This is a genomic window from Parashewanella spongiae, assembly GCF_004358345.1.
Taxonomy (GTDB): domain Bacteria; phylum Pseudomonadota; class Gammaproteobacteria; order Enterobacterales; family Shewanellaceae; genus Parashewanella; species Parashewanella spongiae.
Genome location: NZ_CP037952.1, coordinates 4,670,250 through 4,683,864, shown reverse-complemented (window position 1 = coordinate 4,683,864; position 13,615 = coordinate 4,670,250). Strand labels below are relative to the sequence as shown.

General features: G+C 40.9%; 9 protein-coding genes. 5 read left to right on the top strand and 4 right to left on the bottom strand.

What is annotated here, in order from left to right:
• Nucleotides 1–121: 121 nt before the first annotated feature.
• Nucleotides 122–1,438, bottom strand: coding sequence for a sodium/glutamate symporter (locus E2I05_RS18480; protein ID WP_121851858.1), 1,317 nt, complete (start codon nucleotides 1,436–1,438; stop codon nucleotides 122–124).
• Between the two features lie 271 nt (nucleotides 1,439–1,709).
• On the opposite strand from E2I05_RS18480, the gene E2I05_RS18475 reads away from it, so the two are divergent.
• The 3 genes from E2I05_RS18475 (at nucleotide 1,710) to ltrA (ending at nucleotide 8,407) form a co-directional block, all read left to right on the top strand.
• Nucleotides 1,710–4,325: a TonB-dependent receptor plug domain-containing protein gene (locus E2I05_RS18475; protein WP_121851857.1), complete on the top strand. Its 2,616-nt coding sequence runs from the start codon at nucleotides 1,710–1,712 to the stop codon at nucleotides 4,323–4,325.
• Between the two features lie 94 nt (nucleotides 4,326–4,419).
• Entirely contained in the window at nucleotides 4,420–6,192 is a 1,773-nt protein-coding gene (ggt, locus tag E2I05_RS18470) for a gamma-glutamyltransferase (protein ID WP_243641014.1), read from the top strand.
• Nucleotides 6,193–7,126: 934 nt separating this feature from the next.
• Entirely contained in the window at nucleotides 7,127–8,407 is a 1,281-nt protein-coding gene (ltrA, locus tag E2I05_RS18465) for a group II intron reverse transcriptase/maturase (RefSeq protein WP_133309420.1), read from the top strand.
• A gap of 127 nt (nucleotides 8,408–8,534) precedes the next feature.
• On the opposite strand, the gene crp is transcribed toward ltrA, so the two are convergent.
• On the bottom strand, nucleotides 8,535–9,170 hold the full coding sequence (crp, locus tag E2I05_RS18460) for a cAMP-activated global transcriptional regulator CRP (protein WP_121854626.1): 636 nt from the start codon (nucleotides 9,168–9,170) through the stop codon (nucleotides 8,535–8,537).
• A 1,156-nt stretch (nucleotides 9,171–10,326) separates the two neighbouring features.
• On the opposite strand from crp, the gene E2I05_RS18455 reads away from it, so the two are divergent.
• Complete coding sequence (locus E2I05_RS18455) at nucleotides 10,327–11,094, top strand: tetratricopeptide repeat protein (RefSeq protein ID WP_121854627.1); 768 nt, start codon at nucleotides 10,327–10,329, stop codon at nucleotides 11,092–11,094.
• Nucleotides 11,095–11,813: 719 nt separating this feature from the next.
• Nucleotides 11,814–12,185 carry a hypothetical protein gene (locus E2I05_RS18450; protein WP_121854628.1) on the top strand — a complete coding sequence of 124 codons (372 nt, stop codon included), beginning with the start codon at nucleotides 11,814–11,816 and terminating at the stop codon, nucleotides 12,183–12,185.
• Nucleotides 12,186–12,482: 297 nt separating this feature from the next.
• Here the strand turns inward: E2I05_RS18450 and E2I05_RS18445 are convergent, their stop codons facing one another.
• Together E2I05_RS18445 and E2I05_RS18440 are read right to left on the bottom strand one after the other, a co-directional pair.
• Entirely contained in the window at nucleotides 12,483–13,367 is an 885-nt protein-coding gene (locus tag E2I05_RS18445; RefSeq protein WP_121854629.1) for a phosphoribulokinase, read from the bottom strand.
• Entirely contained in the window at nucleotides 13,357–13,611 is a 255-nt protein-coding gene (locus E2I05_RS18440) for a YheU family protein (RefSeq protein ID WP_121854630.1), read from the bottom strand. Before E2I05_RS18440 ends, E2I05_RS18445 begins: the two co-directional genes overlap by 11 nt.
• Nucleotides 13,612–13,615 lie beyond the last annotated feature (4 nt).

Genomic DNA, 13,615 nt, shown 5'->3' with positions numbered 1-13,615 from the left:
GCTGCAAGCTACGCCTTACTATCAGCCATTTTTTCTACGCTTGAGAACGCAGTCAACTGATGTTTCTAAGTTAATAGAGTGTTTTCAGGTTACTGAGCAAGTTAGTTATTTTTTAGCTAACCTATTTTTTAGCTAACTTAGTTGCTGCAAATAAAACAAAAAGCAAATAACTGCTTAATATTGCTATTACGACATTGATGTTTCCTGTCATGATTAAACTCGGTATAAGAGCCACAATTAAAATATCAATAATAGATCCTGGTAAATAAGCAATAGCATAATCATCCAAAACCGTTGATTTCCCTTTAGGATCGACAATTTTTAAAAGCAAAATCCCCATTGCCACAGTGCCCGTCATCCATCCCCACGAGAATAACCCTGTTTCTACCCATTGCTTGCCAAACAACTTTGGAGCCAGAACAAATGTAAGAAATAAGCAAAGCACAATACCAAGCAGCATTAATATCATAAATGGTGCAGCAAAGCTGATTAAGACGCTGAGTTTGATTGATGCAATACCGAAAAAAACTAAATAGTCTGTGGCCGAGCCAGCAGTCATGTTCAACAGTTTGTTATCGAAATGATGAAGAGAATGAGTGGTTTTCAGAAACACTCTTAATAAACAGCCAAATACAAACGCACAAGCAAAGGTGGGCACTGAAACAAATTCATTGAAAGATGAAGCAAAGTTTGAAAACCAATAAGCCGTACCAACAACTGCACCAACCAAAGCAATATGTAGTGTAAAAGCGTTTACAGAAGAAGATGAAACGGTTTCTGCACCAATACTTTCACGTTGTTCGTTTGGAATGACGCCTTTTCTGAAGTGAACATCTAACTCATCAAAACGGCGAATATGAGTCACAATACCGAGTCTAGAAATAATGTTAACGATGACAAGGCCGCCGAGTACCGCAAGAAAAACACCAAAAGTGGCTGCTGTCAGTGCTAGACTTGTTGCATCATCCCAACTCAATTTTTCTAAGGTGTCTCCAACGGCAACTGCGGTTCCATGTCCACCCATAAATCCAGAAGGCATGACTAAGCCAAAAGCTTGTGGTAATTCAGGCCAAAACGTTTGCAGAAGATACCCACCGATTACAATCGCAAATAACCATTGAGATATGGTGATGATCTGATTAAAAGCCAGTAGTTTACCTGTTCGATGAACTAAATCGTCTTTCTTCGGGAAACTCGTTGTTAAGCCAAGTGAAGCGAAAATAATGGCGATTAGTACGCCACCGTAACTGGTATCAGATAAAGGTAGAACATCAAAGCCATTGTGTCCTAAAGTTAGCGCCAGTAGCCCAGCCATCATGGCCACGGGCATATAAAGTTTTTGAAAGATCGTTACTTTTACGCGAATAAATTTGCACAGTAAAATTAAAGTGCTTGCGATGGCAAAATCGGTTGCCAACTCCCATACAGTTAATGACATTAGTTGTTTTTCTCTGTGATTGTTCAGTGGATCATATCATTGGGTTAACTTATGGTTAAATATGCTTTCTTCTTTAGTTGTTTTTGGTATATAAAGTTTAATTTTAAAACTTTAGGTTATATTAAATAACAAATTGAACCATTTATTATCGTCATTGATCCCTGATTGTAATGATAAGATCACAATCATGAAGATGTCTTTAAATAGACTCAAACACCTTCCTCATTTTTTAAAGTCAGGAAATAAATATAATTAAGGGATCATTGGCTCAATGAAGTTCTCGTTATCAAAAATTACCTTCGGGGTTATCTCTACACTTGGATTGTCTCTTTCATCAGTTGCTAATGCTGCTGAAAATGATGATGTTTCAGCGCAAAACGATGAAGGCGTTGAGCGTATTGCCGTTTTAGGTTCACGCCGTATAGGTCGTACAATCAGTGACAGTAATGTTCCCGTAGATGTGCTAACTGCAGCTGCACTGCAAGGGGGCGGCTTTACGGATATGAACCGTCAATTACAAAATGCAGTGCCAAGTTTTAACTATTATCAACCTTCTTTGGCAGACGGAACTGAGCACATTAAACCTGCATCGCTTCGTGGTTTAGCACCGGATCAAACCCTAGTTTTAGTTAATGGTCGTCGTTTTCACTCAAGTGCATTGTTGAATTTAAATGGTACTGCTGGTCGCGGTTCTGTTTCTGTGGACTTAAATGCTATTCCATCTGCGGCTATTGAACGTATTGAAATTTTACGTGACGGTGCAGCTGCTCAGTATGGCTCTGACGCAATAGCAGGTGTGATTAACATTATTACCAAAAAAGATGCAGAAGGTGGCGTTTTTACCGCGACTGCTGGACAGTACATCACGACATTAGATGGCGTACCTGAGTTAACAGGTGTGCAAACCGATGCTAATGGTAATGTGGTCGCTAATGGTAGCAATCGAGTTGCAGGTATCTACGGGGATGACATTTCCCGTAAAGATGGTGAAACCGTCAACTTAGCAGGCAACATAGGCTTTGGTTTTTTAGACTCAGGATACTTAAATCTAACCGCTGAATATAACAATGCGAATGCTACTAATCGTGGTGGCTTAGATGACGGCGATACTTATGCTAAAAATGAAGATGGAACTTTTGATCAGCGTGAGATTACCACTGATCGAGATCGTTTCTTTTTTGGTGCACCAGAAAGTGAATCATATTCTTTGTTAGCAAGCTCAGGTTATGACTTTGATTCTGGCAGCGAATTATATTCTACCTTTACGCTGCAAAACCGTAAGTCTGTTTCAGGTGCATTTTTCCGAGAAGCCTCAGATGAAGCATTGCTAATCCAAGAGATTTACCCAGACGGCTTTACTCCTAAAATTAATGCCGATATCGATGACTGGTCTGTGTTGGTTGGTTACAAAGGTGAGCTTGGTGAGTGGGGTTACAATGCAAGTGTGGTAACTGGTAAAAATAGTGTTTCGTATAACAATACCAATACGGCCAATGCGACTTATTTACTAGATACCCCTACGAGTTTTTATGGTGGTAAGCTGGTTTCTGGACAAGATGTTGTTAACCTAGACTTTACTCGTTTCTATGATGTGACATTTTTGGAATCTCCAATTGCATTTGCATTTGGCGCTGAATACCGTCGAGATCATTACGAAATACAGTCGGGTGATGTAGAAGCCTACACGAATCGCCCCTCTTTAGATGAAAATGGCAACCCAATTTTCAATGAAGATGGTAATCCTGTTTATCCAACAAGTCGTTTGTTTGCTCAAGGTTCACTGTTCTTTTCACAAGCCAGTGAAGTAGATGAAAGCCGCAATTCAAAAGCGATTTATGCCGAAGTAGACATGGATCTAACTGACAAATGGAACCTAGTGCTTGCCGCACGCTATGAGAACTACTCTGACTTTGGCAGCACGGCAAATGGTAAAATAGCGACGCGCTATAATCTGACGGATGACTTTGCACTGCGCGGCTCATTCAGCACAGGCTTTAGAGCGCCATCATTGCAACAGCAATTTTATACCTCCACCAATACGAATTTTATTGGAGGTGTTGCATTTGAAGTGGGTACAGTGGCGTCAACCAGTGCAGCCGCTACGGCGCTAGGTGGTCAGCAGCTCGATGCAGAAGAAGCTACGAACTACAGCTTAGGTTTCACTTGGGATATCCAAGAAAACATTAATCTAACCCTTGATGCTTACCGCATTAAAATTGACGACAGAGTCGTATTGTCAGAAACCCTTGGTAACAGCGATGCTGAGCGTGAAATCGTGCAAAGAGTGTTTGCTGAAAATAATATTGAAGGCGTTAATGCAGTTCGTTTCTTTATCAACGGTGTGAACAGTGTTACTGAAGGTGTTGATGTTAATCTCGCTTATGAAACTGAATTCCTTGCGGGTGATTTAAGGCTTTCATCTGGCTTTAACTACAACAACACTGAAGTAAGTGATGTGCTTGATAGTGCAGGGCCTTCATCATTATTTACCTCAGATCAGTTGTTCGCACGTCGTGAGCGTGCACGTCTAGAAAATGCAGCACCTAAGCATAAAGCGAACGTGACTGCGAATTGGAACCAAGACGCCCTAAGTTTAATGCTTCGTACCAATTACTACGGTGAAGTAACACAACCGGGCAGTATCAGTGCCAGCGATGTGACGGTTGATAAAGCGTTTATCTTTGATGCTGAAGCTAATTATCAATTTACCGATACCTTAGTCGGCAGTATTGGTGTTAATAACTTATTTGATAAATACCCAACGTCTGCGGTGGTAAGAGATGGTGAAGATGCCAGTCAATTTGATTACATCATTCCATACGCTAACTTTTCTCCCTATGGCTTCCAAGGTCGTTATGTATATTTGAGAGCTAGCCTTGCTTTCTAATTAAAAGGTGAGGAGAAACCAGATTCTATGCTGGTTTTTTCTCCATTTTTAGTGATAGCATTTACAGGCTATCAAATTTAAATTGGAATAAGTTGTGACAATATCCACAAAATTCAAAAAAACTGCATCGCTACTGGCTGCAGTTTTTTTTCTAACAGCAGGTCAAGTTGCTGCTGATTCAAAAGTTTTAGCGAAACCCGCAACGCAAAGTGCGCCACCACTCCTTGAATACAGCAGTATCGTTCATCCTGTTATTGCACGTAATGGCATGGTCGCCAGTCAAGAAGTACTGGCTTCGCAAGTTGGCGTCGATATCTTAAAACGTGGTGGTAACGCTGTTGATGCCGCTGTTGGAGTGGGGTTTGCGCTTGCAGTGACGTTACCCAGAGCGGGTAACATTGCAGGTGGCGGCTTTATGCTGGTATACCTTGCAGATAAAGATAAGTTTGTTGCATTAGATTACAAAGAAATGGCACCAGCTGCAGCGAGCCGCAATATGTATATCTTGCCCGACGGTAGCGTTGACAAGCATTCGGTTCGTTATACTCGTAAAGGATTTGGTGTACCGGGCACAGTTGCGGCATTTGCGAAAGCGCTTAAAGAACATGGCACTATGACCTTGGCAGAAGTGTTGCAGCCATCAATTAACCTTGCTCGTAATGGTATAAAGGTCACCGATGATTTAGCTTTTTCATTAGTTTATGCAGCAAAACGCCTAGGAAAAGATCCTGAAGCGAAACGGATCTTTTTTCGTGAAGATGGTAAGCCTTTACAAGCTGGTGATACACTTTATCAAAAAGATTTAGCTTGGTCCCTTGAGCAAATCGCTCAAAAAGGGCCTGATGCCTTTTATAAAGGTGAAATTGCTCAACGAATTGCGGCAGATATGAAAGACGGCGGTGGCTTAGTTACCCAAACGGATATGGCAAGCTACGTAGTGGCTGATCGCGAGCCAGTGCGAACCAGTTATCGCAAACATGACTTAGTGATTATGCCGCCCCCAAGCTCTGGTGGTGTTCACATTGCCCAAATGCTGAATGTTTTTAAGCAGTTTGATTTAAAGTCCATGGGACATAATACGGCAGCGACAATTCACTTGATGAGTGAAAGCATGCGTCAAGCATATGCTGATAGAAGTAAGCATTTAGGCGACCCAGATTTCAATAATATTCCAATAAAATGGTTGACCAGTAACGAGTATGCAAAACAAACCGTTGCTCAAATTTCAATGGATAAAGCTCGTTCATCAAAGGACGTAAACCCGGGTACAGCACCATTGCCAGAAAGCCCTGATACCACCCATTTCTCTGTGATGGATAAGTTTGGCAATGTGGTGTCTAACACCTACTCATTAAATTACTCTTACGGCTCAGGTATCGTAGCAAAAGGTACAGGTATTTTATTAAATAACGTTATGGATGACTTTTCGGCTAAACCTGGTTCGCCAAATGGCTATGGTTTAGTCGGCGGTGAAGCCAACGCTATTGCTCCTAAAAAACGTGCGCTAAGCTCGATGACTCCTGCGATTGTAATGAAAGACGGCAAACCATTTTTGGTCACGGGCAGCCCAGGTGGTAGCAGAATTATTACCACAGTGATGCAGGTTATTCTAAATGTTATTGATCATGATATGAATATTGCTGAGGCTACACATGCTGTACGTGTTCATCACCAATGGCTACCGGATCAAATACTTATAGAACCGGGTTTGAATAAGGATACGATTGAGCTATTAAAAGCGAAAGGTCATAAGGTTGTTACCTCTAAAAACTCGATGGGTAGTACTCAATCTATCGTTTATAAAGGTGGTTATTTTTACGGATCGGCTGATCCAAGAAGACCAGGAGCTGCAGCGATAGGTTTTTAATTGCTATATGCTAAGCCCTGCTGCTTGCGGTGGGGTTATTTAAAATCGATTTGAAGTGACATATGCCAGCTTTTAAACTGGCATTAAACATCTGACAAATGAATCTAAAAACATCAGTTGAACGATAACTGCTTGAGCAATATGATGATTTTATCATCATGGCTTTCACCCAATGAGTGAAGTGCTCTACGCTCACAAGCTTGCTAAAATGACTGCTATTTGCGTTGTAACTTTTGCAAGTAGAATAACTACTTGCTGCAAGCTATGCTTTACTATCAGCCATTTTTTCTACGCTTGAGAACGCAGTCAACTGATGATTCTAGGGAGCGCCACGAAGCGCTTTATTCTGTTGCGGGATTTGTCTCAACGTATACGCAGCCAAGCGATTACATGGCCATAAACCAGAGACAGCAACGTTATTATTTATAATAAGTCCATCAGGTTGAAACGTACCTGACGGGATAATTACCAGTTCATCCCGAAATCTGACGGGCATGCATAATGGGTAACCGCTATGACATGAAGCCCTGTGACAAAGGCCTTGAATAAAGGTTGAGATGCAATGTAGGCCGCAGCATCAAGCGAATTCAGTTAAGCGTCGTAAATCAAAAAATGAAGATGGGGAGTCTTTCCTAGTTGACGAACCCTGACACAAACAGAGAAGCAACTGGTAAATGCATCTGTTTGATCTTCCGGCGTAATATGAAGTGGCATGTATTGAAGGAAATAAAGTGAACGTGGGAGAGCCTGAGTGTTGGAAGGTAGTGACTTCCACTATCCGAATATAAGGTAAACCGAAATTTCAGATAGGGCGCTCAGGCAGTCGGATGAGCCCATAGTACCGTTAACCGTGAAGACAACATAACTTCACATCAGGGAAGGGGCTCAGTGTTACACCCGTTTTTTAACGTAACTTTTGAGGTGAAATTGCCATATGGCTAACACTCCAGTAAATATCAGAATATTACAGCGAAAACTTTACTTACGCTCAAAGCTTAACTCGGAGCTTCGATTTTACAGCTTGTACGATAAACTCAGTCGCCTAGATATACTCGAAGAAGCCTATCGACGATGCAAAGCCAATAAAGGCGGAGCAGGAATTGATGGCATCACATTCAGTTATCTAGAGCAGCAAAAGAAAGTCGTTGCGCTGTTAAAAGAAATTCAAACTCAATTACAACAGAAAAACTATCGACCTAGCCCAGTCAAACGAGTAGAAATACTCAAAGACAACGGCAAAACGCGGAAACTTGGGATCCCGATAATCAGTGACAGAATTGTGCAAATGGCGATGACAATAGTGATGCAACCCGCCTACGAACCTCATTTACATGAACACAGTTATGGTTATCGTCCATGTCGAAGCGCCCAGCAAGCGGTAAAAGTCATTGAAATGAGCCTAAAACAAGGCTATCAGCACGTACTTGATGCTGACTTGAGCGCCTATTTCGATACCATCCCGCACGCTAAGTTGATGGCAAAAGTAGAAAGGCGAATAAGCGACAGCAGCTTTCTGAGTTTGCTGAAAAGCTTTATCAAAGCGCCCATCAGCATAGAGACGGTCAACGGGAAATGGCGAATAGAAGCAAGCCGATGTGGCACTCCGCAAGGCGGAGTTATCTCTCCACTACTGGCTAACATCTATCTCAACGATTTCTGTTTGAAAATACACGAAAAAACACCGTGTAAAATCGTTACCTATGCAGATGATTTTGTTGTACTTTATAAGCAAACCTACACACAAGAGCAACTGGACTGGATAACACAGCAATTAAGTGATGAAGGTCTGAAGCTAAATCAAAGTAAAACCCACTGTGTGGATATGGGAAAGCTGATGAATGAGTTTGATTTCCTCGGTTTTAACTTTCAACGGATCACAGGCCTCATCAAAGGCACCAGTTACATCAAGATACAGGCGTCTAAGAAGAGCCAAACAAAGCTGAAAAATAAACTCAGAGACATAGTGAAACACCGAACCTCAAATACACTTGGCGTACTGATAAATAAGGTTAATCAAGTTCTGAGGGGATGGAAACACTATTTTGGTGGGATAGGTTATCCCAGAGGTGTATTTTTCAGAATAAATGGATTTGTAGTAAACCGGTTCTATCGCTGGCATCGTCGCTTAAGTCAACGTCGAAGCAAGTATCTATCACGAGGTGCTTACGAAAAATTACGCCAAGCTGGTCTTGAGTATTTACCCACGACAAGATGATAAGCAAAGTGAAGGGGCTGAGAGAAGTGTAACAACAGAGCCGTGTGAGGGAAAACCTCATGCACGGAATCGAAGAGGGGCTGCTGGATAAGCGATAGCGAAGCCAGTAGCCTACTCTACATTAAGGTTAACGAGTACCGTAAACCACTATAGTTTTACCATGTGCTTGAATGAGATTCTGCTCTTCTAACATTTTTAAAATCCGCCCGACAGTTTCCCTTGAACAGCCAACAATTTGGCCAATTTCTTGACGAGTAATTTTGATTTGCATGCCATCAGGGTGTGTCATTGCATCAGGTTGTTTTGCTAAGTGAAGCAATGTTTGGGCAATGCGCCCTGCAACATCTAAGAAAGCGAGATCACCTACTTTTTGGCTTGTACTTTGAAGCCTGTAAGCCATTTGCTGAGAAAGTTTCATGAGAATTTCAGGATTTACCTGAATTAATTGTTTAAATTTCTTATAGGAAATTTCTGCAATTTCACATGCCTGTTTAGCTCGTACCCATGCTGTGCGTTCTGCTTGTTCTTCGAAAAGACCGATTTCACCAATAAAGTCACCTTGGTTTAAGTAAGACAAAATCATTTCTTTGCCTTCTTCGTCTTTAATTAGTACAGCCACGCTCCCTTTCACAATGTAATATAAAGTGTCAGAGCTTTCGCCAGCGTGAATTAAAGTGCTTTTTGCTGGATATTTGTGAATGTGACAGTGTGATAAAAACCATTCGAGAGTCGGATCAGGTTTTGGTTTACCAATCAGAGCCATAGTTATGTTCCTCTATCGGTTAAAAATGAAATCAAAGAAAATTAATTACATTCAATGTACGCGATTACTTTGGATAAAACTTTGATTTAGATCGTCAATCGCAGTGCAATATTTTTTCAAATATTCCTTTTAATTTAATGGGTTAGGCTGGTGATCTTTAGTGTTCTCTGTTTCACCTTTGTTTGTTTTTAAAGTTTTTTCTTCACTTTCAATAAGCTACAAAGTTGAAAATGCAAAAAAAAGTGATCATGCTTTTACATTGTTGTTTTTTAGCAACAATAAATAAGTAATACAACATGATGTATAGGTAAGAAACAAACCTCATATAAATAGGGGGGACGCCCGATATCATACCTGCGAGATACAGAAAAACGCAATGAACTTTTATTGTATAAATGACTTCAACCTAAATAAATCGGTAGAACGCACAATTTAACTTTAATCTATTGAAGTTAAATATAAAATTAAACAACCCGAATTCAGCCATCAGGTGAGTGCTGAACATTCATATTCTTGCCAAAATCACCGCTAGCTGTGTTATAAATTTTGCAAGTAGAAACGAAGTAACGACAGTTTTGTATGTCGGTAAGGAACTGTCCCTAAATAATTTACCGATTTGTTACTGCTTAAAATTGTCAATATCAAGGCGCGAAGAATGAAGTTTAGTTATTCTAAATGAAAGATGAGTAACGCAGAGAGTGGCAATTTTAAGCGTAACCCTTTGGGCTGTGTTTATTTTTGGCTTCTACTGTGTTGTCGAAAGCTTATGTAGAGTAACTACACCACACCACACTTTCTTCGCTTTGTATAAGCTCAAAAATAAACGACAGCAAAACAGGGAAATTATTTTGGGACAGTTCCTAATCATTACTTGCTTCTATTCATGCCTTGCTATCAGTAAGGGACGTGGCGGAAGAATGTATACCAATTTTATCGTCACTCCTGCGAACGCAGGAGTCCAGAGTCTTTGGTTAATTTGGGCACAAGTCGCTAGATACCTGCGTTCGCAGGTATGACAAATTAAGCGTTGAAATTTAAATTGGTATTATTTGAACTGCGACATCCCTAATAGCTAATGGGAATGCTCTGTATCTACTCGACATCAGCATAATTATCTGGATAAACTAGAGGAAAGTATATTATTACCATAATTGATATGGACATTATGAAATTAGCCAGTGGTTTTTTAGTCTTATGTCTGGGGTTTTTTAGCCAGTCAAGTTTTGCGTTTCCAACTCCTCAGCCCCAAGCAGAAAAAGTGGCGAGTAAGATTGCATTTATTCAAGTAAAAGCTGAACAGGGTAGAGCCGAAGCACAATATCTTTACGGCTTATTGTTGATGTCAGGAAGGATCATTGAACGAGATATTGGTCTTGGGGTGCATTGGTTAACGCTTGCTGCACAACAAGGTCATAAAAAAGCTCAGCGTTTTATTGCTGATATTGCATTTGATGGAAAACTGGTGCCGCGAGATTTAAAGTTGGCTGAAAAATGGTATTTAGAGCAGGGGACTCAGTGGTCTCATTTCCGGTTAGGATTTATCTATGCTGCAGGCGGTGATGGCATTGAGCGTAACTGCGGCAAAGCCATTAAACAGTTTTTACAGTCTGAAGATGAGTTATCTAAGTCAAACGCGGTTTGGGTAATGGCAACCTGTCCAGACGCCGAATATCGTAATGGTGAGCGTGCTGTTGAACTTGGCAAGCAGCTTTACTTATCAAATCCTACTAGTCTGACAATTATTGATAATCTTGCTGCGGCTTATGCCGAGCTTGGCGAATTTAAAACCGCCATTGAATTACAAACAAAAGCCATTGCATTCGTAAAAGAGGAGCAGAAAAGTGATCTTTCGAATGAGTTAAAGCAGCGTTTAGCCTTGTACCAAAAACATCAAGCTGTACGGGAAGTTATTGTTCTGCCATAGGGTCTATACTTATACCAATTACAGTAATTAATCTCTCACTCAGCAAGAGATAAAGGTTTTCAGTACAAGGCGCATGTTCGAAGTACTATATACCCTACGGCCGCCATGTAAAACTGGCGTTCAACGCACTTAGGGACGTGGCGGAAGAATGTATACCAATTTTATCGTCACTCCTGCGAACGCAGGAGTCCAGAGTCTTTGGTTAATTTGGGCACAAGTCGCTGGATACCTGCGTTCGCAGGTATGACAAATTAAGCGTTGAAATTTAAATTGGTATTATTTGAACTGCGACATCCCTTAGTGCTTTTGTCGGGATAATTCAAGAACGTGCAACGCAGTAATGGAAACCTTTAGCCTTGCCCTTCGGGAGCTTGTATGCGCACACTTTGGTTTATAAAGAATACTCCACAAAATTATCTCAACGTAGATAACTATGTTTTCAGCAATTTCGTTTGTACTTTGTGCGCATACATAAGTACCTGACGATAAATTATTAAACATTTTGCTCATATATTGAGCACTCTACAGCGTTGTGTCTCAGGTTGCATAGCTACGGCTATGCGTCCCTCCCCACGTCTTGTATTGCACTCAAACTATGAACAAAAAAGTACTCAATAACTTATAATCAGGTACTTAGCTCTGAGTTGAGTATTTAATTACTGTAATTGGTATTATCAGTCTTTCATTAGGAATTTACGTGTGAACGATATGGGGATGATATGAAGAAATTAGCGATTGGGTTATTGCTTGGCTTGTCGGCTTGCGCTGCGACAGCTGAACCTACAAATGGTGAAGCGAAGCAAGGTGAAAATGGAGTTTTGACCATGTGGGACAGCAACCGCCAATCTTGGTTGAATGTTGAACCATTTTGGCTCGAATACGCAAAGCAAAATGGTGGCTTAACGTGGGGAAAGACAGATAGTTACCCTGATTACGATAAAGTGAATGAAGGTGACAAAATCCTTATCCAACTGGCTCAGGGAAATTGTTTAATGGAGTTCTTCCATTCCCGTTGGCGCCGTGCGAATGACGTTCGCCGATGGAATGATCAAGTTAATAATTTTGGCGGTTGCCCACACGTTTTTGAATGATCCTAAATAAATCGGTAGGGAGCGTTCATATACGCAGAAAAACTACTGATAGCAAGGTATGAATAGCAGCAAGTAGTGGTTACCGACATACAAAACTGTCGTTGCTTCGTTTCTACTTGCAAAATTTATAACGCAGCTAGCGGTGATTTTGGCAAGTATATGAATGTTCAGCACTGATCTGATGGATGAATTCGGGTTGTTTAATTTTAATCTCAGTAGGGTAAATTCCTAGCCGCTTGCGGCGGACTAATGTCTTTATCTAACTAATTGATACCTCGCCCCTTGGGGCGGGGTGATTCATTGTTCCAAAGCTAAAGCTTCAGTTCGTTTGTCTAGTAAGTCTTTTACCAATGGTGTCAGAATAATTTCCATTGCCAATGACATTTTTCCACCTGGTACCACTAAGGTATCAGCTCTGGATAAAAAAGATCCTTGGATAAGTTGTAAGTAGTTAGAGAAATTCACATCTTTTATCCCTCTGAATCGTATCACGACAAAACTTTCGTCTGAACTCGGAATGGCTTTTGCGCTAAATGGGTTAGAGGTATCGACCGTTGGTACACGCTGGAAATTGATGTGTGTGCGTGAAAACTGCGGTGTGATGTGATTAACATAATCGTCCATGCTACGAACAATAGAGCCCATAACTTTTTCACGACTATGGCCTCGCTCTTTGGTGTCACGTATGATTTTTTGGATCCATTCAAGGTTTACAATAGGTACCATGCCTATGAGCAAGTCGACGTGTTGAGCCACGTTTGTAGAGTCTGTTATCACCCCACCATGTAAGCCTTCGTAATACAACATATCCGTGTCATCAGGCAGTGGTGTCCATTGAGTAAACGTTCCCGGCATTTGATTAAAAGGAACCGCTTCGTCAAAGGTATGAAGGTAATCGCGGGTTTCGCCTTGACCTGTTGTAGCGTAATCTAAAAAGCACTTTTCAAGCTTTTCAAAATCATTGGCATCGGAGCCAAAGTAACTGACATTTTTATTTTCCTCTTGGGCCTTACGGATCATCAGCTCCATTTCAGCACGAGTGTATTTGTGAAAGCTGTCGCCTTCAACCAATGCGGCGTTGATGCCAAGTTGACGGAAAATATGAGTAAAAGTTGTGGTCGTGGTCGTCGTGCCTGCACCCGACGACCCCGTAATTGCGATTATCGGGTGTCTAGCTGACATTATTTTTTAGTCCGTTAATTTGATCAATGTGACGGATCCCAATTGACTCGTCATTTTCACTGTATTCAACAACTAAAATACCTTGTTTGAGCATTTTCTTACATTGCTCAATAGCACTATTTATTTGCTCATTATTCATTGTAGTAAAACTACCGTCTTCGACTTGTGTAAATAAATATTCTTTTACAAGATTGTCCAATGTTTCTGTTGGTAAATCAGATAAAGCATCATAAGGCACTAGCATAGAC

Bases quoted from the DNA above. Each gene is read 5' to 3' on its own strand.
- E2I05_RS18480 (WP_121851858.1), bottom strand. From the start codon at position 1,438: ATGTCATTAACTGTATGGGAGTTGGCAACCGATTTTGCCATCGCAAGC.
- E2I05_RS18475 (WP_121851857.1), top strand. From the start codon at position 1,710: ATGAAGTTCTCGTTATCAAAAATTACCTTCGGGGTTATCTCTACACTT.
- ltrA (WP_133309420.1), top strand. From the start codon at position 7,127: ATGGCTAACACTCCAGTAAATATCAGAATATTACAGCGAAAACTTTAC.
- crp (WP_121854626.1), bottom strand. From the start codon at position 9,170: ATGGCTCTGATTGGTAAACCAAAACCTGATCCGACTCTCGAATGGTTT.
- E2I05_RS18455 (WP_121854627.1), top strand. From the start codon at position 10,327: ATGGACATTATGAAATTAGCCAGTGGTTTTTTAGTCTTATGTCTGGGG.
- E2I05_RS18450 (WP_121854628.1), top strand. From the start codon at position 11,814: ATGAAGAAATTAGCGATTGGGTTATTGCTTGGCTTGTCGGCTTGCGCT.
- E2I05_RS18445 (WP_121854629.1), bottom strand. From the start codon at position 13,367: ATGTCAGCTAGACACCCGATAATCGCAATTACGGGGTCGTCGGGTGCA.
- E2I05_RS18440 (WP_121854630.1), bottom strand. From the start codon at position 13,611: ATGCTAGTGCCTTATGATGCTTTATCTGATTTACCAACAGAAACATTG.